Genomic DNA, 22,812 nt, shown 5'->3' on the forward strand with positions numbered 1-22,812 from the left:
ACTCCTCATCCGTCAGGTCCGAGGGATAGGGACGCGGAGCCGAAACATCCTTCATGATTCAATGCTGGACCTGCAGCCTGGGATAGTCACCCGGAAAACACCACAGGCTTTCCCAACACGTTCTTAGACAGCGCACGAAACTACCAGCGGGTGGGACTCTGCCGGTTGGGCGCTTTGTCACTTCGCCGTGAAAGAGCGGGGTTTCCTTTGACGGCCACGGACCATGCACCGAGTACCAGCGCCGCGGCAATCACAACGTCGAACAGTACTTGATCCGCCCCTGACCCCGTGAATAGGTGGACTACCCCCAACACTGCAAATGTGGCTGCCGCTGCAGCAACGCACAAAGACAGGCTCATCGCCCACCGGGGTAGGTTTCGAAGTTCCTTCACAGCTGCCAACTCCTTCGGACTAGCACGAATCGACTAGGTGCCCCAGCATACGCTAGGACAATATTTCCCCTCGGGCGGACAGTGGGCAGTGGGTGCAGGCTAGGGAATGGGAACGCCGACGCGCTCGGGTGCATCCGCGTTACCTTGTGTACCTGTGGGTCCGCGCTTGCTGAGCTTGGAGGGCCACCAAACGTGGTTGCCGACGTCGTAGGTCACGGCCGGGACCAGCAGTGAGCGCACAATCACGGTGTCCAGCAGCACACCGAACGCCACAATGAAGGCCAGCTGGGCCAAGAACAGCAGTGGGATGACTCCTAGTGCGGCGAAGGTTGCAGCCAGCACCACGCCGGCGGAGGTGATGACACCGCCAGTCTTTCCGAGGGCCCGCAGCACCCCGGCATGGGTTCCCATGAGCAGGGATTCCTCCCTCACCCGTGTCATCAGGAAGATGTTGTAGTCCACCCCGAGGGCCACGAGGAACACGAAGCCAAACAAGGGGACCGTGGCGTCGGCGCCGGGGAAGCCGAACACGTGGTTGAACACCAGTGCCGAGATGCCCATGGTTGCGGCGTAGGAGAGCACCACTGAGCCAATCAACAACAGCGGTGCCACGATGGAGCGCAGCAGCAGCATCAATACGATGGTGATGACCACAAGCACCAGCGGCACAATCTTTACCAAGTCCCGTTGTGCCGTGACATTGGTGTCCAGCGCAATGGCCGAAACACCGCCCACCAACACACCCGAATCCACGGCGGGCAAATGATCACGTAGATCCACCACGACCTGCTCTGCGGCGTCGGAATCCGCCTGGTCCTGCAACGTGGCATTGAGCAGCACCCGGCCATCCTTCACGACGGGCTGTGCCGCGGCGTCGGGCCTGCCGTTACCGGTGTAGAAGCTCGCGTCGGCTATTCCTGCTGTGCCGGTGACGGCCGCCAGCACCTGTGCCTGCTTGTTTTCGTCAACAATGATCACTACGGGAGATCCGCTGCCGCCGTCGAAATGCTTGGCAAGGGCCTTCTGCCCGTCCACGGCATTGCTTTGTCCCAGAATCACCTCAGTTTGGGAGACGCCATTGGCCTGCAGTTGCAGGACTCCGGTGCTTGCCGCAAGGAGCAGCACAAGTGTCACCACCCACGTAACGCGGGGTTTGCGGGCAATCAGCAAACCCACCCGCCGCCAGAGGCCGCCAATGCCAGCAAGGCCCAGCTCGACGTCGTGCATGGTCGCCTCGGTCAGCGGGGACTTGGACAGGGCCACATGTTTGTGGGCGTGTGCATGCTCAACTTTGGGGCGGAAGGGCCAGAAGGCGACACGGCCAAAGACCACTAGCAGCGCTGGCAGGAATGTCAGAGCAGCCAGCAGGGAGAAGAGGATGCCGATCGCGGCGATGGGGCCTAGGGAGCGGTTGGAGTTGAGGTCTGAAAACAGCAGGCACAGCATGGCCAGGATGACAGTTGATCCCGAGGCGAGGATTGGTTCCCAGGCACCGCGCAGGGCTCGGCCCAGGGCAGCCCACTTGGACTGGACCTGGTGCAGTGCCTCGCGGAAGCGGGCAACCAACAGGAGGGAGTAGTCGGTAGCGGCGCCAATGACCAAAATCGAAAGAATGCCCTGGCTTTGACCACTGAGCTTGATCCAGTCCCAACTGGCGAGGTAGTAGATCACCAAAATGGACGCGCTCAGTGCCACCACAGACGTGAAAAGAACCAGGATGGGCAGCACTACTGAGCGGTACACCACCAGCAAAATAACGAACACGGCCAGCAGCGCAACGAGGAGCAGCACGCCGTCAATGCCTGCGAAGGCACTGACAAGGTCGGCGGTGAGGCCGGCAGGTCCCGTGACGTAGACGGTCAGGCCTGCGGGAGCCGAGTCCTTGAGGACTTGGCGCAGGTCGCCCACCACCGTGTTGATTTCCTCAGTCCCTGTAATCGGCACCAGAAACTCCACCGCCAATTTATCGGCGGAGGGGATGGGGCCGGCAATGCTGGTGGTGGCAGGGGGCTCGGGCTTCTGCACCCCTGTGATCGCCCCCATTTTCTGTGACAGCGCAGCGATTTCCCCCAGCTGGGTCTGGGTCAGGGGCTGTTCGCTCGTCAGCAGCACAACGGCGGGAATGGCTTTGGTGTCCACAAACCGCGTCTGCCAGTCGAGCACCACGGTGGACTCGGCGTTGGCGGGAAGGAAGCTTGCTTGGTCGTTGGTCGACACGTCGGAGATTTTCCCGAACGTAGGCCCGCCAATGCCGGCAGCCGCAAACCAGATGAGAATCAAAATGGCGGGCAGGGCAATTCTCAGCCAACGCTTGGGGGACCAGTCAACAGTTTTCATAGTGACATGATACTTCCATAATGGAGAGATTCTATAGTGAAGATATAATATAATCGTAGAGCCTGTAGAGAGAGAGGATGATTGATCCCATGAAGCCTCAACAGCCGCATGCGCAACTCTTCGCAGCGATGCGTGAGTTCACCTTGGAATCAGATCGTTACGTGGATCGGGCAGCCTCCCTGCACGGGCTGCACCGCACCGACCTCAACGCTCTGGGCTTCTTGATTCGTCCCGGACGTGACGCCAAAGCGATGACGCCGGGAAAGCTCGGTGAGGCCCTGAATCTCAGCTCACCTGCAACCACTGCACTGGTTGACCGCCTCGAGCGGTCCGGGCACGTCAACAGGCTGCGCAACCAGACGGATCGCAGGCAGATCCAGCTCGCCATGACCGATCATGCCAAAGATGTGGGCCGTGCCTTGTTCATGCCGCTGGCCGCACAGCTGGCAGGAACGCTGAACAACTACACTCCAGAAGAACTGGCTCTGGTGCAACGATTCCTCCATGACATGACGGAGGCGACCACAGAAGCCATGGAAAACCTCCAACCGCCTGAGCAGGCCCCCGAGTAGACGAGTAGAGCGGCACGGGCAAAGCTCCAGTTGTGGGTAGTGTGAAAGCACACACCAACGTCAGGGAGTCAATGATTCGTCGCGCCGCAACCTTGCTTCTCACCTTCGGCCTCGTCCTCGCTGGCACGGCCTGTTCCCCGCAGGACAACGGGACCTCCACCGCAGACGCCCTCGCCAAGGCGCTTGGCTCCCACACAGTGGGGGAGTTGAGCTTTGACAAGCCTGCTGCGGACGTGCAAAAAGAACTCACCGTGCTATCAGAGAGCCTTGCCCCGGTGTGGCCCACGGTCCGCGTCGCCGGTGTTGCTATCACGGATGACACCGCCCGTGTCTCGCTGGACTACTCCTGGGCCATCCCGAACGTAGCGACGCCCTGGACGTACACCACCAGTGCCGACATGAAACGCAACGGCAACGACTGGACCATCGTTTGGACACCGGAAATGGTCGAACCAAAACTGGCCGCAGGAGACCGTTTCAAGCTCACCACCACCCACGGCGTCCGCGCCGGCATCCTCGCAGCCGATGGTGAAGCGATCGTCAAAGAGCGCCCCGTGAAGATCGTGGGCATCAACAAGGACGGCCTTACCGATGCCGAGACCAGTGCCAAGGCGCTCGCAGCCCTGGTCAACATCGATCCAGCGGCTTATGCGGCCGAGGTCAAGGCCTACGGCCCTGTCGCATTTGTCGACGCAATCACCTTGCGGGCGGAGGCTTTCGCTGCTTTGGACCCGGCCAAGCTGGACGCCGTCAAGGGCGTTCTCGTCACGTCCGCCACTGAGCCGTTGGCCCCGTCACGCACCTTCGCCCAAGCCCTTCTGGGATCGGTCCACGAGGCCACTGCCGAGGACATTGAAAAGTCCAAGGGGAAGGTTGTTGCCGGGCAGGTGGTGGGTTCAGGCGGGTTGCAGGCCTCCTTCGACGCCCAACTGGCTGGCACCCCGGGCGTCACCATCAGCGCAGTTGGGGCTACTACAGCAACGCCAGCGACTTCCACCCCTACAGCTTCCACTGCCACGAACGACGCCGGAATCCCGGCTGATGCGGCCAGCCCGCCAGCTAGGACCCTCTACTCCGTGGACCCCGTCGACGGTAAAGATGTCAAGACCACTCTGCTCACGGGGCTGCAAAGTGCTGCCGAAGATGCACTGGCCGGGGTCAAGACACCCAGCTCCATCGTGGTGATGCGCCCGTCCACCGGAGCCATTTTGGCGTCTGCCAACGGCCCGGACAGTGCAGGCTACAACACCGCCTTCCTAGGTCAATACGCGCCAGGATCAACGTTTAAGATTGCCACCTCACTGGGACTGCTGCGCCAAGGCATGACCCCAAGCTCCATTGTGAACTGCACCCCTGAATTCACGGCAGACGGCAAAAAATTCTTCAACGCACCCGGCTACGCTCCCGAGGCGACCGGGGAAATATCCCTGACAACCGCCGTCGCGCATTCCTGCAACACGGCCTTTGTCTCCCAATTCGAAAACCTCTCCCAAGAAAAGCTGGCCAATGCAGCGGGTGCACTGGGCATTGGAATGGAGAATGATCTGGGTCTGGCCGCCTTTACCGGTTCAGTGCCGCGCGACTCGGCTGGCACCGAGCATGCCGCCTCCATGATTGGCCAGGGCAAGGTGCAGGTCTCCCCGCTGGCCATGGCCACCATGATGTCTACTGTGGTGAAGGGTACTGCTGTGGTCCCCAGCCTTGTGGATGGGCACGACGGTAAGGCCAAGGCTGCCGAGGGCGCGGCGCTGACTGCCAAGGAAGCAGCAGATCTGCGCACGCTGATGCGCGCAGTTGTCACCGAGGGCTATCTGAACATCCTGGGGGAGTTGCCTGGACCGGACGCGATCGGTAAAACAGGCACTGCCGAATATGGCAATGATGTGCCGCCGCGCACGCACTCGTGGGTCATCGCTGCCCAGGGCGACATTGCCGTTGCCGTCTTTGTTGAGGACGGTGACCTGGGCGCTGTCACGGGTGGACCCTTGGCCAAAACCATTCTGGCTGCTGCCGCGGGCAAGTAACAAGCAAGCAGCCGCAAACCATGTTGGAGATAAGTGTGCAAGCGAACCGTCATGATTGAGATGCCAACCCCCAATCGGGACTTGAGCCCGCTGACCGGATACACGCGCGGGCACTGGCTGGCCGCTGCCGACGCGCAGTTGAACGCGGTGCGGCCGTTCGCTTCGGCAGATCACGCGTTTTTCAACCTCCCCGGCATCGCCAGCATGTCCGGCACTGTCTCCGACGGGCTGGAAGGATTCACCCGCACGTTCATTCTCGCCGCATTTCTTGTTGCCGGGGAATCCGGGGCGGACCCGCACGGCCACCTAGATTTTTACCGCAGCGGTCTGCTGGCCGGCACCGATCCCGCCGCCGAAAACCCTTGGCCCCGCATCGACGTCACACGCCAGGCCATGGTGGAAGCGGCTTCGCTGGTCCTTGGCCTGCACCTGACCCGCACCTGGCTCTGGGACACCCTGTCCACCCAGGAACAAGATCAGATCATCTTGTGGCTGGGCCACTCAGCTGGCATGGCTGTCCCGGACAATAACTGGGTCATGTTCAAGGTCATGGTCCAGGAGTTCATTGCCTCCACCGGACGGCCCTTCCACGAGGCAGACATTAACAACGGACTAGCGCGCATTGAGGACTGGTACGTCGCGGACGGCTGGTACAGCGACGGCGACGGGCAGCGCTTTGACTACTACGCGGGCTGGGCCCTGCACCTCTACCCCTGCCTTTGGACGCTCATGGCAGCACCGCGCGTCCCCGAACTTGCCGCCCAGAAGGCCGCCCTCTACAAGGAACGCCTGGCCCGCTATCTCCAGGACTTCCCCTACTTCTTCGGCGGCAACGGAGCCCCGCTGTTCCAAGGCCGCTCACTGATCTACCGATTCGGTGCCACCGCCCCGCTCTGGCTCGGGGCGCTCATGGGCGTCACCCCGCTGGCGCCGGGTGCTACGCGTGCACTGGGCAGCGCAGCCCTGCGCTATTTCAACGACGGTGGGGCCTTTGGCGCGAACAACGTGCTGGGCTGCGGTTGGTTTGGTACGTTCCGCCCCATGACCCAGATCTACTCCGGCCCGGCCTCACCGTACTGGACCTCGAAGGGATTCCTTGGCCTGCTGCTGCCAGCGGACCACCCCGTGTGGGCCGCACCGGAACAGGCTGGCCCCGTCGCCGAAGCCGACTCCGTCCGCGTGCTCCATGCCCCCGGCTTCCTGCTTTCCAGCACCGCCGCGGACGGCGTGGTGCGCTTGGCCAACCACGGCAGCGACAACTATCCGGGCATCGTTCCCAGCGATGACCCCCACTACTCGCGCCTTGCCTACTCCACCCATACGGCCCCGGAATACTGCGCACCGCTGGACAATCACATGGCAGTCCTGGATGCCGTGCAGGCACCGTCGCGCCGCACCGTCATCCACCGCCGTGAAAGTACGACGCCGGATACTCTCGCCAGTGCCCACCGTCCAGTCTGGGGGGACGAGGCTGTGGAGACGGACTCGCCGTGGCGCATCACCTCCGCCACTGCCGTTCGCGGCCCGTGGGAACTGCGTGTGCACGTGGTGGAATCGGACACACCCCAATCCGCAACCGTACGAGAAGGCGGATACGCGGCGCCAGCCCATGGCGCAGTGTCCTCGCATCTCATCCCGGTGCTGGGCTGGGGCCATCCCGGGCAGGGAGGTCTCGGGCAGGGGAGCCGAGGGCCTTGGGAGTCGGGGGTGGAACATGCCACGGACACCAACCCGATGGCGGCGCAAACCCTCATTCCGTGGCTCACAGGTGAATGCTCCGGAACGCGCAGCGTCCATGCATCCCTGGCCGTCCTGACGGGAGACCATGCGGTATCCGCGCTACTGGACGGCTTCGACGCCGCCATGCTCAGGCCTGTCCTGGTCGACGATGCCAAGGAGGACGGGTCAGTGGAACGGCACAGAGGCACTATGACGCTGACCATCATGGCTCCGGACGGAAAGCCGCTGGCCGCCGGATTCCGGCTAGAACCATAGCGTGCCCGGCTGGATCTCGGCCTGCGTCAGGCTGCCGAGCAGACCCAGCCCTCCGGCGTCGTGCCTGTCTCGAGGAAGGCCAGAAGTTCACTGCTGGCCGACGTGCCAAGGATCTCATCCGCCTGGGTGTAGATGATGGGCTCCTCCTTGGAATTGTGGTCATCCAAGAGGGAAAGCAAGTTGGTGCAGTCGTTGCGCATGGCAGCAGCGTCGGCGCCGTCGGCCAGCTGTTCCTCGACAGTGTCCATCTGGCGCCATAGCTGGCCGTGCTCGCGCAGCATGACGAAGATGGGGCCCATGAGCCCGGCCGCCTTCAACGGCGGAAACAAGAACTCCTCTTCCAGATAAATATGCCGCCGCAAGCCGCTCAGCGCCGAGAGCAGCGGTTCCGCGTTGGCCGTTGCCGCACCGGAAAGGGAGGCGATGTAGGCTTCGATGCCGCCATCAATCGCACGGTGTTCGAGTTCCAGGGCCTGTCCCAACGTCATTGATTCCATGGTTCCTCCTTGGCTGGTCTCTTTTCTTCAGGCTACTCCGGCACGCGCCATTCCGGGCACGTGCTATTCCGGCACAATGTCCCGCGTACTGAAACGCCACATCCCCAAGCCGCCCAGCAACGCGGCGATCAGGCACAGCACCACAATGGGCAGCAGGGCGAAGTCCTCGGCAGGCATGCGCGGAACGGCGCCAAACGGGGTGGCCTTGATGGCTGCTTCGGAGAGTGAAAACAAGCTGCCGAACATGGCCAGCATCACGGAAATCCCGTACACTGCCCAGCCCAGGCTGACACTGAGCCGCGGCAGGAAGCCCTGCAGGAACAGCAGCACGCCCAGCATCAACAGCACGGCCGGCCAGTAAGCGAATGACGCCTGCGCCATGGTGCCGCCGGTGGCCGCCCCGTTGGAGGAAACGCCCATGAGCCAGCCGCCCAACAGCAGCATCACAGCGGAACCGGCGGCGGCAACCACGACCTGGGCGAAAAGCCATCTGCTGCGCGACAGGGCCCCGGCCAGCTGGGATTCCAGCCTGCCGCCGGCCTCCTCGGCCCGGGCACCGGCCAAGCACTGTACGGCGAAGGCGCCGGCCAGCAGACCGTTGAACAAGGCAAAGATGCCCAGCACGCTCTGGAGCATGCTGCCACCGCTATTGCCCACGAGCGCCCGCGCAAATGGGTTTGACGGGTCCAGCAAGTCGCTCATCGCCTTGCCCACACCGCCAAAGAAGAGGCCGGCAACCACCGCGCCGACAAGCCAGCCCAGCAGGGAGCCGCGCTGCAGCCGCAGCACAAGACCCACGGGCCTAGCCAGGAACGCCGTGGCAGTTGCCGGGCCCCGCCGTTGCGGCAAAAGCCCCATGCCCAGATCGCGGCTGGTTTCGATGCGCAGGGCGGCGGCACACCCCACAACCGCCAGCAGGAGTAGTGGCAGCAGCGGCCACCACGTGTTTTGCCCGAACGCCCGCATGTTTTGTGCCCAGCCGATGGGGGAGAACCAGCTCAAGGGGCTGACGTCGGTGCCCTTGGTTTGCAGGTCCGCCCCGGCACGGATGAAGTAGAACACGGCCAACACCACAACGCCCAGGGAATTGGCGCCCCTGCTGGTGGAACTGAGCTGGCCGCACAGGGCGCCAATGGCAACAAAGGCCAATCCGGTGCCGGCGATCGAAGCTCCCATGATGAGGGAACCCGATGTCGGCAACTTCACCGACAGGCACAACAGCGCAACCAGCAGCCCCACCACCACGCTCAATGCGCCGGCCACCGCATAGTTCGCCACGCTGTAGGCGTGCCGGCCCAGCGCCGCGGAACGCAGCAGTTCGGTGCGTCCTTCCTCCTCGTCGGCCCGGCCGTTGCGGGTGACAAGAAAGATCGAGGCAAAGGCCAGGGCGACGGCAAGTGTCATCCAGATCTTGATGACGAGGATGCCGCCCAGCGAGCCGGCGGCGTATGGCAGGCCCGTCATGGCGGCCACGGCGGGGGTGTTGGCCACCTGTGCGTAGGCGTCCCGGGCGGCCTGCGTGGGGAATGCCTGCTGCTGGGAGTCGTACACCAGGGGAATCATGACTGCCAGCACTGCCGCCCATACCAGCAGCCTGATCCAGTTGCGGCGCAGGATGAAGCGGATACAGATGGACAATCCGGTCATGGTGCCCGAAGACGGCAGGGACGGGGAGCCTGCGCGGGAACCAAGCGTGGCGGTGTTCATCGCGTCCTCGCCCTGTGCTTGCCTGCCGCGGGTGCCGCGGGTGCCGGTGCACCCGCGTAGGAAGCGGCAGCTGCGTCGGAGAAAGCGGAGGCGGCTGCCTGTCCGCCGTAGTGGCGCAGGAACAAATCCTCCAGCGACGGCGGACTGGACACCAGCGTGTGCGGCGCATACGCCGACAGGGCCGCCAGCACCCCGCCCAGTTCAGCTTCCCCCACGGTGAAGGCGGCCTTGGGGCCGTCGACCACCAGATCGTTAATGCCAGCCACGGAGGCAAGCACGGAAGCATCCCGGTCCAGCACAATGGACACCGTGGTTCTGTGCAGGTGCCGCAGCTCATCCAGCCGGCCGGCCTCAACAGTCCGGCCCTCGCGGATGATCGTGACGGTGTCGCACAACTTTTCCACCTCGGCAAAGATGTGGCTTGAGAGCAGCACGCTGCGGCCCTCCTTCTTCACTTCGCGGATGCACTCGGTGAAGACCTGCTCCATGAGCGGGTCAAGGCCCGACGTCGGCTCGTCAAGGATCAGCAGTTCCGCGTCGGAGGCGAGCCCCGCCACCAGCGCCACCTTTTGCCGGTTGCCCTTCGAGTAGCTCCGGGCCTTCTTTGTAGGGTCAAGTTCAAACCGCTCCAGGAGGCTGTCCCGCCTGGCGGTGTCCACGTGGCCGCGCAGGCGCGAGAGGATGCCGATGGCCTGACCGCCGGTGAGGTTCGGCCACAAGCTCACCTCCCCGGGAACATAGGCAATGCGGCGGTGAAGCTCGACGGCGTCACGCCAGGGATCCCCGCCCAGCAGCCGGGCGGTCCCGCCGTCGGACTTCAAAAGACCGAGCAGGATCCGGATGGTGGTCGACTTGCCTGAGCCGTTGGGGCCCAGGAAACCGGCCACCGTGCCGGCCTCCACCCGCAGGTCGAGGCCGGCTAGTGCAATAGTCCTGCCAAAACGCTTGTGCAGGCCCGTGGCCTCGATAGCCAAATCGTTTGCGGACATGACATTTCCTTATCGTGGTGGCGATTGCCCTGCGGGGCCCGCGGTTGGGTGATGAAGGCTGCCACCTTGTTGAAGGTACTGCTCCAGATAGCTCCGGTCGGTGAGTAGCCCCTCGGTGAATAGTTCCAGCGTGGGGAGCATGGTGTCCGTGTAAAACTGTTCCGTGACGGCCTGGAAGTCGTCCAGGGCGGTGGTGGGATTCATGGTCATGCGGACCACCAGTGCGCCGACAGCCTGGTAGACGAGGAGCCGGACGCGGGCTTCCTCGTCGCGGCTTGGGACCACCAGCCCTCGGTCAACTGCCTCACGGGTGAGCATGAGTGCTTCCGCCACCAGCGCCTCGATGAATTCGCGCCCGGCCGAGCCTCCTTCGCGCACACTGCGCAGGATGTACACAAGCAGGATCCCGCTGCCCTTGGCTGAGGGGAACGCGGCAAACAGCTGAGCCGGGCTTCTCTGGATGCTCTCCGCCTTGAGGGTTCGGTAGCGATCGAGAACCGTTGCGTCGCACTCCGCGCGAAGCGCCTCTTTGGAACCAAAGTGGTGGCGTACAAGCCCGGCGCTGACACCTGCTCGGGCGGCAATGGTGCGCAGCGACTCGTCAAAACCCTGCGCGGCGAAGCCTTCAATGGCCGCGTCCCGCAGCCTTGCCCTGCCCGTCAAATCCGTCTGGACTGCCCTCATGAATAGCAGACTACTCGCATGTATAGTCACTGGCAATGGGTTGCTGATGGGCCATACTGGCACTATGGAAAATCGCTCGGGGCTTGCGCCGCTGGAAGATGCCTGCACGGTTGTTTTGCTGCGGGACGGTGCCGGAGGCCTTGAAACGTTGATGCTTGAACGGCCCAGCTCAAGCAGCTCCTTTGGCGGTGCCTGGGTCTTCCCCGGAGGCAAGGTGGACCTGGAAGACCGGGCCGGCAAAAATGGAGCCATCCTTGATGAGCTCGCTTCCGCGCGCGCCGCAGGCCTGCGTGAACTTGCCGAGGAAACGGGGCAGCGGCTTTCCCCCGACGATCTGGTGTGGCTGGCCCAGTGGACGCCCATGCAGAAACTCCCACGCCGCTTCCGCACCTGGTTCATGCTGGCCGAGGCAGCCTCGGAAAAGGTGGTGCTGAACCCAGACGAACATGACAAATATGCGTGGCTCACTCCGGCGGAAGTCTTGGCCCGGCATGCGGCCGGCACCATGACGCTCATTCCACCCACGTGGGTCACGCTGCGCCACCTGGAAACCACGGGCTCGGTGCGGCAGGCACTTGAGCAGGCTCGCGTCGGCACGCCTCCCACCTACAACTCTCATTGGTTCATGCCCGACGGCGGCACCCGCCCCGCCGGGGTCATGTGGGCCGGGGATGCATCCTACCCGGGCTCACATGCAGCGCCCGGTGCCCGGCACAGGCTGATCACCACCGAGCTGCCCTGGATTTTTGAACACACCAACTGAGCCAAACCCACCAACTGAGTTAAATCCGCAGACGAAAATCGTCGCCTGAGAAAGAAGGAAACCATGGCCTGCAAAAAATGCCCGAAGAAGCGTTGGAAGGACCTGAGTAAGGGTGCCAAGTATGCCATTGTGTTGGCCGGCTGCGTGCAGCTTGGCCTGCAGGTGGCGGCCCTGCGCGACCTCTCGCAAAGAACCCCGGCGCAAGTCAACGGGTCCAAGTCGACGTGGCTGGCGGCGTCGTTCATCAACTTCGCCGGCCCGATCGCCTACTTCCTGCGAGGACGCAAAAAAGAGTAGCCCGGAAGATGCTGCGTTTCAGCCCAACTCTGAGCTGACCGGCACCTTGATGAAGCGAACCCTGGCTCCCGGGGCGAGCTGCGCCGCCTTGCCGAGGTCCTCAGCGAGCACCACCCCAAGCACGGGGTAGCCGCCCGTCACGGGATGGTCGGCCAAAAAAAGCACCGGAAGGCCCGACGGCGGTACTTGCAGCGCGCCCTCAACCATCCCCTCGCTGGGCAGTTCCGCAGGCGGTGCCGGCTCCGCACGGGCGCTTGTTCCAGTCTGGCTGGCTGACTGCGTCCCGTCTGCTGAGCCAGCACGCACAAGTGGGGTGCCCGCCAGACGCAATCCAACCCTGTTCGACTGCCCGTCCACACCCCATTCCTGGTTCTCAAAACTGTCAACGGACTCCGACGTAAACCAGTCCTGTCGCGGGCCGGGCAGGTAGCGCAGCACAGTGCAATCCTCCGGAGGTGGCGGAGCCGGTTCAGGAAAACCAACGATGCTGCCGCGTAGGGATGGAGCCACGGGCAGGAAGGCGCCGGGGCGCAGCGGGGCCGGCCCAAGCCCGGACAGGACATCCGTGGCGCGGCTGCCCAGCACCTGCGGCAGGTCGAAGCCGCCCCGCACGGCAACGTAGCTGCGGAAGCCGCCGTCGCCCGCGGCAGAGAGCAACGTGATGGTTTCGCCGTCGCGGAGCACAAAGGGAGTGTCCAGGGGAACAGGCCGCTGGTCTCCTTCCTCATCTTCAACGCGCAGGGCAACGGGCCCTCCGGCGACGGCCAGCACGTGGGTGCCTGCAGCCTTCAGCTGGAGCCCGGCGAGGACGGTTTCCAGTGCCGCCGCCCCGGCCGCGTGGGTGGCTCCAGCTGTGGCGTGGGTGGTGGCGGCTGTGCCGGTGCTGTTGCCCACCATTCTGTTGGCCCGGCGCAGTGCGGCTCTGTCCAGCGCGCCGGAACCCGTCACGCCAAGGTGTGCGAACCCGGGCCTGCCCAGGTCCTGCACAATCGTGAACATTCCGGGTGCCACCACGTGCAAACCGTGGAACTGCCCGGACAGGTGGGTGGAACCAGCGGTTTGTAGTGGCTCGGTTTGAGAGGGTGGGGCCGGTGCTGGCTCAGCTTGTACTGGGTCTGCTTGTGCAGGGTCAGTGCCGGAAGACAGGGCGATGATTTCGCGCACGGGCGAAAACCGGACAATGTCGCCGGGTTGGATGAGCGCAGGATTGGCTCTTGCTGCATCCCACAGGACGGCGGTGCTGTGGCCCAGCAATTGCCAACCACCCGGCGTCGGGCCTGGATAGACGGCAGAAAACTCCCCGGCGACGGCCACCGATCCTGCCGGAACCTGGGTGCGCGGGGTATCGCGGCGGGGCAAGGCCAGTGCACGGTCCGTGGGAGTGAGGTACATGAAACCGGGGGCGAATCCGCCAAAGGCCGCCACCCAGTCCTGCCCTGAATGCCAGGTGCGCAGAGCCTCGGGTCCCAAGCCTGCGAGCCGGGCTGCTTCCTGGAGGTCGTCGCCATCGTACACGGTCGCCAGTGTGTGTAGTCTTCCTGTGGCAGCGGCCTGTTCCGGCAGTGTGGCCGCCGCAAGCAGGCGCTTCAGCCGCTCCAGTGTGGCGGGGGAGTCGCAGCGCACCAGCACGGTTCGGGCGGCAGCGACGACGTCGCGGATCCCTGACAAGGTGGGGTTGCCCGCAGCGTCCGCCCGGAGCATGGCTCGCAGGGCCATGACTTGTGCCAGCGAGCTGCACTGCAGAAGCACAGCCCCCTGCCCCATGGGGAGCATGCGGACCGGCATCATTTAAGCGAAGCTGCCAATCTGAACCCCGGCACTAGCCAGAGCCGCCCGAACGGCACGTGCCAGCTGAACTGCTCCCGGGGTATCCCCATGCAGGCACAGACTTTGGGTGCTGAGCTTGACCCGGCTGCCGTCGCGTGCCGTCACCTCCTGGCGCAAGGCGATGTCAAGGCTTTGTGCCACCACGGCCTCAACGCTGTGCAGCACGGCCCCGGGTTCGCTGCGGGAGACCAGCGTGCCGTCGGGGTTGTAGGCGCGGTCGGCAAAGGCCTCCGTCACGATCGTCAATCCGGCGGCCTGCCCCAGCAGCTGTACCTGCGAGTGTGGCGCCACGAGCACGGCCAAGCCCGGATCAACGGCAAGCACGGCTGAAACCACAGCCTGTGCCTGGGCGCTGTGCTGGACGATGGCGTTGTACAGGGCACCGTGGGGCTTGACGTAGCGCACGGTGGCACCTTCGGCCCGGGCAATGGCCTGCAACGCACCGATCTGATAAATCAGTTCCTGCGTCAGTTCATCAGGGTCCACATCGATGAAGCGGCGGCCAAAACCGGCCAAGTCGCGATAACTGGGGTGCGCGCCAATCACGACGCCAGCCGCTGCGGCAGTTGCGCAGCTGCGGCGCATGGTGGACGGTCCGCCCGCGTGAAAACCGCAAGCGATGTTGACGCTGGAGACCTGGGCCATGATGGCGGCGTCGCCCTCCAGAGGAGACTGCCCCAACAACTCACCCACGTCGGCGTTGAGGTCCAGGTTGCTGGCTAGCGCTGCGGATTCTTCGGTCATGGCTGCCCTGTGCTGCAAGTTAGAGCAGGCCCAGTTCTGCAACGGCGTCGCGCTCCGACTGGAGCTCGGCCACCGAGGCGTCAATGCGGGTGCGGGAGAAATCGCTGATCGGCAGATCCTGCACAATGCTGTATTCCCCGCCCGACGTGGTGACAGGGAAGGAGCTGACAAGCCCGGCCGGGACACCATAGGATCCATCGGAGGGGACGGCCATGCTGGTCCAGTCACCTGCCGGGGTTCCATGGACCCACAACCGCATGTGCTCCAGTGCGGCATTGGCGGCCGAGGCGGCAGAAGAGCCTCCGCGTACTGCAATGACTTCTGCCCCGCGCTTGGCCACGCGGGGGATGTACTCATCGGCAATCCAAGCCTGCTCCACCAGGGACGTGGCAGCGGCGCCGGCGACGGTCGCGTGGCTGATGTCCGGGTACTGGCTGGCCGAATGGTTGCCCCAGATGGCCACCTTCCTGATGTCTGCCACGCCGGTTCCGGTCTTGGCTGCCAACTGGGCCACTGCACGGTCGTGGTCAAGGCGGGTCATGGCGGTAAAGCGCGACGCCGGAATGTCCTTCGCGTGTGAGGCTGCAATCAGGGCATTCGTATTGGCGGGGTTGCCCACCACAACCACCTTGATGTCATCGGCAGCCCCGGCGTTGAGCGCCTTCCCCTGCACGGAGAAGATGCCGCCGTTGGCGGCGAGCAGATCAGCACGCTCCATGCCTGGCCCGCGCGGGCGCGAGCCCACCAGCATGGCGACGTTGGCGCCGTCGAACGCCTTGATCGGATCGTCAAAGACTTCCATGCCGGCCACCAGCGGGAACGCGCAATCCATCAGTTCAAGCACCGTGCCTTCGGCAGCCTGTACGGCCTGCGGAATTTCCAGCAGGTTCAACTTGATGGGCACGTCTAGGCCCAGCATGGCGCCGGAGGCAATGCGGAAAAGAAGGGCATAGCCAATCTGGCCTGCGGCTCCGGTGACGGTGACGGTGACAGGGGCGGGAGGGTGTGCATTCATGAGGCCAGTCTAGCCCGGGAAGCGTGCAGCATCGGGTGGCCTGCCTCACATGATGCCAGAGAGCTAAACGACAGCCACCCTGCGAATTTGTGCGCTAGAGCTGCAGCACCACGGCGTTGCGTGCCGCAACGGCCACGGACCCATTGTTGAGCGAGGTTACCTGCTGATGGGCATCAGTGGCGGCCTGGCCGCCGTCGTAAAGCACTGTGCCCGAAAGCCCGTTGACCGTCGCCGGAGTATCGGCATGGTTGAGTAGGAACAACACGCTGCCGCGCTGAACCGCCTCAACACCGGGCACCTGCACAGGCAGCACGGACGTGATTCCCGCTTCGGCCAGCACAGTGGAAATAATATCCCGGCGCCCCCTGGCATCCGGGTTCGTGCCCACGTACCAGGCCGCACCGCGCACATGGTCCCGCCGGGTGACGGCGGGTGCACCGGGTAAATCCAGGCTGTCGAAAGTGGCTTGGACAACGGCCCCGCCGCCATCGAGAAGCTCCACGTCCTCAACCCAGCCCACTGCGTTGCCGCCCATCCCCGAACCGTTGACGGCGACCAAGGGCACGCTCGGGCGGGTGGCAGGTGTCTGGATCAGAGAACTGATCGGCTCGTAGACGGGATCCAAGTTAGGTCCGTCCAACGCGCCGGCCGCCTCAATCTCGGTGGGCTGCGGGGAGACCCCGATCGGCGCATAATCCAGCACGCGGACGCCCAACAGCGGTGCCAGCGGGCCTAGATAGCCGCCCAACTGGGCGTGGCCGTCGGCGTTCAGGGCGCCGGTCAGGGCCCCAACCACCACATGGGCGCCCTGCTCCACGGCCTGCGTCAGGGCTGCAGCGAATTTCTCACTGAGCTGGAACAGTGACGGGACAACAATGAGCTTGTACTTGCCCAAGTCATGATCCGGGTGCACAAAGTCGGTGGCAACGCCCGATTCGAAGAATGTTGCGTGCCAGCTCTTGGCAATGGTCAAAGGCTCGATTTCAACCGGGCCAATGGCGTTGCGCTGGGCCCAGGCACTTTCCCAGTCCCAGACAATAGCCACCTGCGCCTCCACCCGGGAACCGGCAACAGCGCTGATGTCATTCAATGCCGCACCGAGTTCAACCACCTCGGTCCAGGTGCGGCTTGCGGTTCCTGAATGCGGGAACATGCCGGAGTGGAACGTCTCCGCACCGGAGGCTGACTGGCGCCACTGGAACTGGCAAATGCCGTCGGCGCCGCGGGCCACGGCCTGCAGCGACCACAACTTGTACTGCCCCGGCCGTTTGACGGCGTTGCGGGCACGCCACTGAACGGCAGAGGTGGTTTGTTCCAGCTGAATGAACGGCTTGCCTCCACCGAGTGACCGCATCAAGTCCGACTCAAAGGCGAATTCGCGGGCGGCCCGGGGATCTGAAGGATCCGGGTACGAGTCGTTGGTGATGATGTCGATGTCAGCGGCCCACTTCCAACCATCCACCCAGGCAAAAGCACCCATGAAGTTCGTGGTGGCGGGAATGCCGGGAGTAAGTTCCTCCAGCACTGCCTTCTCGGCCTTGTAGCAAGCCAAGAGTGCATCGGAGCAGAACCGGTTCCAGTCCGTCATCATGTTGGGGTTGGCCAAGGTGGGCATGGCGGCCGGCGGAACAAATTCGGCCCACTCGGAGTACTGCTGGGACCAGAACCGCGTGCCCCACACACGGTTGACCTCTTCCACCGTGGTGTAGCGGTCCTTGAGCCATTGGCGGAAGGCTGCAGCCGACTCCGGGTCGAAGCTCTCGTGGACGTGGCAGCCGTATTCATTGTTGATGTGCCACATCTTCAGGGCCGGGTGCTGTGCATAGCGTTCGGCCAGGGCGCGGACCATTTTCAGCGCCTCGCGCAGGTAGGTTGTACTGGAGGGGTTGAACTGCTGCCGGGAACCATAGCCGAGCCGGACGCCGTCGCGGGTTACCGGAAGCGTGTCGGGGTGGAGGTGTCCCAGCCACGGGGGAGGGGAAGCGGTGGCGGTGGCCAGATCCACGGTGATGCCGGCAGCGTGCAGCTTGTCCATGACGGTGTCCAGCCAGTTGAAGTCAAACACGCCCGGTTTTGGCTGCAGTACGGCCCACGAGAACACGCCAACGGTGACCAGATTGACGCCGGCCTCGCGCATGAGGGCAATGTCCTCATCAACTTTCGCGCTGGGCCATTGCTCAGGGTTGTAGTCGCCCCCATAGGCGATTGCGGGGATCATGCGTTGGCACCTCGTTGCTCGGATCTGGGCGCACACGTTTGTGTGAACGCTCACATAGTTTGAATCCACTATAGGAGAGTTGGCAGGACGTGTAAAAGGCGGGCTCAATGTTCGACGCCGTCCACCTTGGGGTTCCAGCGCAGCCGCGCCGCCCACCGCGGGCAGGGCCCCTGACCTAATATGGGGAGCACCCCCAGTCAAAGGAACCCTTTCGCCTATGAGCAACGAGCAGCAAGGCTCCGGACGTGCCCGGCGGGTCACCATTTTCGACGTCGCCGCCGCCTCGGGGGTCTCCCGCGGAACCATTTCCCGGTACCTCAACGGCAACGGCTACGTTTCCGAGACCGCCCGGCAGGCCATCAAGGACGCCGTGGAAGAAGTCGGCTACGTGCCCAACATGGCGGCGCGGTCGCTGGCCACGCGGCAAACGAAGAACATTGCATTTGTGGTCCACGAATCACACAACATGTTCTACAACGACCCCAATCTTGGGGGCATGCTGACGGCGGCCAACAGGGTCCTTTCGGATGCGGACTTCCAGCTAGTCATTTTGATTCTTGACTCAGAGCAAACCCTGGGCCGCATAGCCACCCACCTGCGAGGCGGTTACGTCGACGGGGCGATTTTGGTGTCGGTGCGGGCCGAGGACCCGCTGTTGGACATTGTGCAGGAGCTGGGCATCCCGGCGGCAATGGCCGGCCGTCCGGCAGGGCAGAGCAGCGTTCCCTGGGTGGATGTGGACAATGCGGCGGCGGCCAGGAATATTTCCGCGCGGCTGCTGGGCACCGGGCGGAAGCGCATTGCGATGATCGAGGGCCCCGAGGCCATGCGCGCAGCCCAGGAGCGGCTTGTTGGGTTTACCGCTGCCTTGGGTGCGGGCTTTGATGCGGACCTTGTGCTCCCCACCCCCGACTGGGGCCATGAGTCAGGGTTTGCAGCCATGCAGGAACTGCTGTGTCGGGATCCTTCCATTGACGGCGTCTTTGCCGCGTGCGATGCCCTTGCCATCGGTGCCATGGATGCCCTGCGGGAGGCTGGGAAGTCCATACCGGACGACGTCGGCGTGGTTGGCTTCGATGACAGCCTCTGGGCCAAGCGCTCGTTTCCCGGCTTGTCCACCGTGCAGCAACCGGTAGAGGAAATGGGGGCGCGCATGGCCTCCATGGTGTTGCGCCAGCTCAACGGCGAGGACCTACGCCACTCCCATGAAATTGTTCCCACCAGCATTGTGTGGCGCGACTCGGCCTGATCCGCCACGGCTTGGACATTCTCCGTTGCACGGCGGTGGAGTGGTGCCTCATTTCAGCTGAGACGGGCATCGCGGCGACAGGTATTCCACGCACAACTGTTATCTGTAACAAACCCTGTGAGTTGGCAGTGTTTGTGATACCGTTCACACGATTGTGTGCACGTTCACAGCCTCTAGGGTGTCGCCGCGTGCGAGAGTCCAACTCGATAAGGAACATTGATGAAGAGACCTGCATTGCTGACGATGCTCAGCGCCGCGCTGCTGGCTGGTGGGCTGGTCGCTGCCGGCCCGGTGGCTGCTCAGACCAACCCCACGGATCCGGCCGGCGTCAGCGGCGTCGGAGCTGTTGCGGCACTGAACGCCGCCGCGGCCGTATCCGCCGTGGGAAACCTGTATTTTCTTGACTGTGACGCTGCGAGTAGCGGTAACGGATCCATGGACAGTCCCTGGAACTCGCTGACTACGGTGAATGAAACCACCTTTGCCGCAGGTGACCGGCTCCTGCTCAAGCGCGGCAGTACCTGTGAGGGCACCCTGCGGCCACTGGGCTCGGGCGATGCCCAGGCACCCATTGTCATTGATGCCTTCGGGCCAGGAGAAGCGAAGCCGCTGATCAACGGTGCTGGAGTCGACGCAACGGTGCAGCTTTCCAACCAGCAGTACTGGGAAATCCGAAACCTTGAAATCACCAATATCGATGTTGATCCCAGCAAGCACTACAAGAACGAGCGCCGCGGGCTGGTGGTCAAGGTCCAGGACATTGGCCAGGCCAACCACTATCGGATTGAAAATCTGAATATCCACGACGTCTACGGAGAGGGCACGAAGGACCTCAAGGGCTCAGGCGGAATCCAGTTTGAGGTCTATGCATCGGACAACAATGCCGAGCGCGTTCCGACCTGGTTCAACGACGTGGTCATCGCCAACAACATCGTTGAAAATGTCAACCGCAGCGGCATCAACATGTCGACACGCTGGAAGTGCCGTGCAGAGGTCGGCTGGAATGGCTGCGGCGGCGAGGACCGGGTAAATCTGCCCTGGACTCCCTCCACCGGGCTGGTTATTCGCGGGAACACCGTGAAGAATGTCGGCGGCGACGGCATTGTTGTGCAGATGAACAAGAACGCATTGGTGGAATACAACACCGTCTCCGACACGGCGAACATGCCGAACGGCTCCAACGCAGGCGTGTGGGCTTGGAATGCTGATGGGACTACATTCCAGTACAACGAAGTGTTCGACACGAAACGGCTCCCCGGCAACAACGACGGCAACGCCTTCGACGTCGACTACGGAACCAATGACACCCTGTTCCAGTACAACTACAGCCACGACAACGAGGGCGGCATGATGCTCTTTTGTGGTTGTGGAGGGCTCGCCAGCCAGGCCACGTTCCGTTACAACGTTTCAGAGAACGACAAGGGCCGTGTCAACTTTGTGGCCGGCGCCGCTGAAGCCGAGTACTACAACAACACGATCATTTTGCCGAAGGACGCAGGCCACCTGCTGAACCAAACCACCGGATCCGGAACCGCCATGCTGATGGCCAACAACTTAATCGTCGCCTCGGCCTCCGTTGTGGACCAGTCCACAAACCACCCCGCCTCGGTAAACATTCCCTGGCGCAACAACGTCTTCTCCGGCCCCGGTGGTGCATGGCCCGCCGATGCGGCTGCCGTGACCATTGCCGATAAGCTGGCACTTGCGGCCGGTCAGGGGCTGGACCGAATGAAGATTTCCGACCCCCGCATCGCAGCCAAGGGGCTGCCCATTGCCCCCGTGGGCACCATGGACTTCTTCGGAAACCCTGTGCCCTCCAGCTGCGCCCCGGATATTGGCGCCTACCAGTTCAGCGCAGTCGATGACAGTAACTGCAACGTTGACGGCGAAACGATCACTGCCGGCAGTTCACTGGCCGAGGTGCCGGTGCGCACCAACACCACCTACAAAGTCGCCGGAACCGTCGCTGCGGGGGCCAAGCTCTCCGTGACGAATCCCAAGGGCTTCAAGACCCCGGCGGGTGTCAACGGTGAAGTGGTCTTCTCCACCGCCATGGACGCCAGCACAGTCTCCATTGCTTGTGAAGGTGCTGGTGGTTGCTCTGCTGTGAGTATGGTTGAGATCGACGACAGGATCGTGGACGGTTCCTTCGACGCACTGAACAACACTCCGTGGACTGCTTGGAACACCTCCCGTGATGCGGGCAAGGCCGTCTCGGGTTCCTTTGCGGTGAAGATCACTGGAAGTGGATCCACCGAGCAGTTCCCGGTGGTTCTGCAGCCCAACACCGATTACCTGTTCAGCGGTTGGATCTCCTCAGCCGACGGAACGGCTGTGCGCCTGGGCCTGAAGAACTTCACCGGCAATCCGAATCCGGCAATTCCGGGACAGTTCGAAAAGTCTCAGTCTGTGACGGCTGCGGAGATGACGCACACCACCATTGCCTTCAACTCGGGCAACACAAAGGCAGTGACGGTGTACTGCTACAAGCCGGGCGGGACCGGAGCCGGCTTCTGTGACGACATCACCATGACTGCCGCAACCCAGGCTCCCGCCGCCTCGTTGAACCCGGAGGATGCCACCGTCACCGAGGGCAACGACGCGTACTTCTTCAGCAGCTTCGTTGGTGCCCCCCGCACCTCAGTGCTGTGGCAGGCCAATGTTAGCGGCGAGTGGACCGATATTGCAGCCGCCGAAGGCACGGCACTGACCGTGCCCGCTGTGACGGCTGAAATGAACGGCACACAATACCGGGCGTTCATCAACGGACCGACTGGCCAAATCGTGTCCGAGTCGGCCACGTTGACTGTCGCCGCAGCCCTGGGCGCCCCCGCCATTACCGATCAGCCCACCAACGTAGGAGTTGTTGAAGGGGTGGACGTTGCATTCACCGCTGCTGCCACTGCCAACCCGGCAGCAAGCGTGCAATGGCAGGCCTCATCCGACGGGGCTGCCTGGAAGGAAATCCCCGCCGTGCAGAAAGCACTTCTCGAGGCACAGGACAATACCCTGAACCTCTCACAGGTCTCCCTGGACTTGGATGGCTGGCAGGTTCGGGCCATTTTCACGAACGCTCTGGGTTCCGCCACCACCGAAGCCGCGACGCTCACGGTGAAGGCAGCGGCAACGCCGACGCCCACAGCGACTGCGACGGCCACCGCGACACCGTCAGCGAGTGCGGCACCGTCAGCGAGTACGGCACCGAGCACGACGGCGACCGCAACCTCGATAGGTGAAGCAACGGACACGGATGCTGCCAAGGACGATGCCGGTACCCCGCCGGCCGCCTCAGGCGCTCCATCCGCCAACGCCAGCACCGGAGGCGACTTGGCGAACACGGGTGCAGGTTCAGTTTCGCTGCTGATCATTTCTGGCGGGCTGCTGGTTCTGGCCGGTGGCGTGGCAGCCTTCAGCCGCCGCCGCAAGCAAGCCCACTAAGGGAGCAAACGCAACATCAAAGAACCGTGGTGTCCCTGCCTCTTAGCAGGGACACCACGGTTCT

The 22,812-nt window shown here is 63.5% G+C and carries 16 protein-coding genes; 7 read left to right on the forward strand and 9 right to left on the reverse strand.

What is annotated here, in order from left to right; genetic code table 11:
• Nucleotides 1–491: 491 nt before the first annotated feature.
• Nucleotides 492–2,729, reverse strand: a complete 2,238-nt coding sequence (locus JMA46_RS15440; RefSeq protein WP_207346237.1) for an MMPL family transporter — start codon at nucleotides 2,727–2,729, stop codon at nucleotides 492–494.
• Between the two features lie 89 nt (nucleotides 2,730–2,818).
• On the opposite strand from JMA46_RS15440, the gene JMA46_RS15445 reads away from it, so the two are divergent.
• Genes JMA46_RS15445 through JMA46_RS15455 form a run of 3 tightly spaced genes read left to right on the forward strand, consistent with a single transcriptional unit; the run spans nucleotide 2,819 to nucleotide 7,320 of the window.
• Entirely contained in the window at nucleotides 2,819–3,301 is a 483-nt protein-coding gene (locus JMA46_RS15445) for a MarR family transcriptional regulator (protein ID WP_247647364.1), read from the forward strand.
• A 32-nt stretch (nucleotides 3,302–3,333) separates the two neighbouring features.
• Nucleotides 3,334–5,325, forward strand: a complete 1,992-nt coding sequence (locus tag JMA46_RS15450; RefSeq protein ID WP_207346239.1) for a penicillin-binding transpeptidase domain-containing protein — start codon at nucleotides 3,334–3,336, stop codon at nucleotides 5,323–5,325.
• A 51-nt stretch (nucleotides 5,326–5,376) separates the two neighbouring features.
• Nucleotides 5,377–7,320, forward strand: a complete 1,944-nt coding sequence (locus JMA46_RS15455; protein WP_207346240.1) for a DUF2264 domain-containing protein — start codon at nucleotides 5,377–5,379, stop codon at nucleotides 7,318–7,320.
• Between the two features lie 26 nt (nucleotides 7,321–7,346).
• On the opposite strand, the gene JMA46_RS15460 is transcribed toward JMA46_RS15455, so the two are convergent.
• The 4 genes from JMA46_RS15460 to JMA46_RS15475 form a co-directional block, all read right to left on the reverse strand.
• A complete protein-coding gene (locus JMA46_RS15460) occupies nucleotides 7,347–7,817 on the reverse strand; it encodes a hemerythrin domain-containing protein (RefSeq protein ID WP_207346241.1) in 471 nt (156 codons plus the stop codon).
• A 63-nt stretch (nucleotides 7,818–7,880) separates the two neighbouring features.
• Nucleotides 7,881–9,524: an ABC transporter permease gene (locus tag JMA46_RS15465; protein WP_207346242.1), complete on the reverse strand. Its 1,644-nt coding sequence runs from the start codon at nucleotides 9,522–9,524 to the stop codon at nucleotides 7,881–7,883.
• Nucleotides 9,521–10,513: an ABC transporter ATP-binding protein gene (locus JMA46_RS15470; protein ID WP_207346243.1), complete on the reverse strand. Its 993-nt coding sequence runs from the start codon at nucleotides 10,511–10,513 to the stop codon at nucleotides 9,521–9,523. Before JMA46_RS15470 ends, JMA46_RS15465 begins: the two co-directional genes overlap by 4 nt.
• 9 nt (nucleotides 10,514–10,522) lie before the next feature.
• Nucleotides 10,523–11,197 carry a TetR family transcriptional regulator gene (locus tag JMA46_RS15475; RefSeq protein WP_207346244.1) on the reverse strand — a complete coding sequence of 225 codons (675 nt, stop codon included), beginning with the start codon at nucleotides 11,195–11,197 and terminating at the stop codon, nucleotides 10,523–10,525.
• 64 nt (nucleotides 11,198–11,261) lie between these two features.
• Between JMA46_RS15475 and JMA46_RS15480 the strand changes: the two genes are divergently transcribed.
• Together JMA46_RS15480 and JMA46_RS15485 are read left to right on the forward strand one after the other, a co-directional pair.
• Nucleotides 11,262–11,960 (forward strand): NUDIX hydrolase, encoded by a 699-nt coding sequence (locus JMA46_RS15480; protein ID WP_207346245.1) that lies wholly within the window; start codon nucleotides 11,262–11,264, stop codon nucleotides 11,958–11,960.
• A 63-nt stretch (nucleotides 11,961–12,023) separates the two neighbouring features.
• Nucleotides 12,024–12,257, forward strand: a complete 234-nt coding sequence (locus JMA46_RS15485; protein WP_207346246.1) for a hypothetical protein — start codon at nucleotides 12,024–12,026, stop codon at nucleotides 12,255–12,257.
• An 18-nt stretch (nucleotides 12,258–12,275) separates the two neighbouring features.
• Here the strand turns inward: JMA46_RS15485 and JMA46_RS15490 are convergent, their stop codons facing one another.
• The 4 genes from JMA46_RS15490 to JMA46_RS15505 form a co-directional block, all read right to left on the reverse strand.
• Complete coding sequence (locus JMA46_RS15490; protein WP_247647365.1) at nucleotides 12,276–14,045, reverse strand: 5-oxoprolinase/urea amidolyase family protein; 1,770 nt, start codon at nucleotides 14,043–14,045, stop codon at nucleotides 12,276–12,278.
• A complete protein-coding gene (locus tag JMA46_RS15495; protein WP_207346247.1) occupies nucleotides 14,046–14,828 on the reverse strand; it encodes a 5-oxoprolinase subunit PxpA in 783 nt (260 codons plus the stop codon).
• 19 nt (nucleotides 14,829–14,847) lie between these two features.
• Nucleotides 14,848–15,843: a malate dehydrogenase gene (locus tag JMA46_RS15500; protein WP_207346248.1), complete on the reverse strand. Its 996-nt coding sequence runs from the start codon at nucleotides 15,841–15,843 to the stop codon at nucleotides 14,848–14,850.
• Nucleotides 15,844–15,937: 94 nt separating this feature from the next.
• On the reverse strand, nucleotides 15,938–18,061 hold the full coding sequence (locus tag JMA46_RS15505; RefSeq protein WP_207346249.1) for a beta-galactosidase: 2,124 nt from the start codon (nucleotides 18,059–18,061) through the stop codon (nucleotides 15,938–15,940).
• A gap of 217 nt (nucleotides 18,062–18,278) precedes the next feature.
• Here JMA46_RS15505 and JMA46_RS15510 point away from each other — a divergent pair, with 217 nt between their 5' ends.
• Nucleotides 18,279–19,310, forward strand: a complete 1,032-nt coding sequence (locus tag JMA46_RS15510; RefSeq protein ID WP_207346250.1) for a LacI family DNA-binding transcriptional regulator — start codon at nucleotides 18,279–18,281, stop codon at nucleotides 19,308–19,310.
• Between the two features lie 219 nt (nucleotides 19,311–19,529).
• Nucleotides 19,530–22,748 carry a right-handed parallel beta-helix repeat-containing protein gene (locus JMA46_RS15515; protein ID WP_207346251.1) on the forward strand — a complete coding sequence of 1,073 codons (3,219 nt, stop codon included), beginning with the start codon at nucleotides 19,530–19,532 and terminating at the stop codon, nucleotides 22,746–22,748.
• Nucleotides 22,749–22,812: the final 64 nt, after the last annotated feature.

Source organism: Arthrobacter sp. E3 (genome assembly GCF_017353415.1).
Lineage (GTDB): Bacteria > Actinomycetota > Actinomycetes > Actinomycetales > Micrococcaceae > Specibacter.

Excerpts from the sequence above, each read along its gene's own strand:
- JMA46_RS15440 (WP_207346237.1), bottom strand. The coding sequence starts at position 2,729 with ATGAAAACTGTTGACTGGTCCCCCAAGCGTTGGCTGAGAATTGCCCTG.
- JMA46_RS15445 (WP_247647364.1), top strand. The coding sequence starts at position 2,819 with ATGAAGCCTCAACAGCCGCATGCGCAACTCTTCGCAGCGATGCGTGAG.
- JMA46_RS15455 (WP_207346240.1), top strand. The coding sequence starts at position 5,377 with ATGATTGAGATGCCAACCCCCAATCGGGACTTGAGCCCGCTGACCGGA.
- JMA46_RS15460 (WP_207346241.1), bottom strand. The coding sequence starts at position 7,817 with ATGGAATCAATGACGTTGGGACAGGCCCTGGAACTCGAACACCGTGCG.
- JMA46_RS15465 (WP_207346242.1), bottom strand. The coding sequence starts at position 9,524 with ATGAACACCGCCACGCTTGGTTCCCGCGCAGGCTCCCCGTCCCTGCCG.
- JMA46_RS15470 (WP_207346243.1), bottom strand. The coding sequence starts at position 10,513 with ATGTCCGCAAACGATTTGGCTATCGAGGCCACGGGCCTGCACAAGCGT.
- JMA46_RS15475 (WP_207346244.1), bottom strand. The coding sequence starts at position 11,197 with ATGAGGGCAGTCCAGACGGATTTGACGGGCAGGGCAAGGCTGCGGGAC.
- JMA46_RS15480 (WP_207346245.1), top strand. The coding sequence starts at position 11,262 with ATGGAAAATCGCTCGGGGCTTGCGCCGCTGGAAGATGCCTGCACGGTT.
- JMA46_RS15485 (WP_207346246.1), top strand. The coding sequence starts at position 12,024 with ATGGCCTGCAAAAAATGCCCGAAGAAGCGTTGGAAGGACCTGAGTAAG.
- JMA46_RS15490 (WP_247647365.1), bottom strand. The coding sequence starts at position 14,045 with ATGATGCCGGTCCGCATGCTCCCCATGGGGCAGGGGGCTGTGCTTCTG.
- JMA46_RS15495 (WP_207346247.1), bottom strand. The coding sequence starts at position 14,828 with ATGACCGAAGAATCCGCAGCGCTAGCCAGCAACCTGGACCTCAACGCC.
- JMA46_RS15500 (WP_207346248.1), bottom strand. The coding sequence starts at position 15,843 with ATGAATGCACACCCTCCCGCCCCTGTCACCGTCACCGTCACCGGAGCC.
- JMA46_RS15505 (WP_207346249.1), bottom strand. The coding sequence starts at position 18,061 with ATGATCCCCGCAATCGCCTATGGGGGCGACTACAACCCTGAGCAATGG.
- JMA46_RS15510 (WP_207346250.1), top strand. The coding sequence starts at position 18,279 with ATGAGCAACGAGCAGCAAGGCTCCGGACGTGCCCGGCGGGTCACCATT.
- JMA46_RS15515 (WP_207346251.1), top strand. The coding sequence starts at position 19,530 with ATGAAGAGACCTGCATTGCTGACGATGCTCAGCGCCGCGCTGCTGGCT.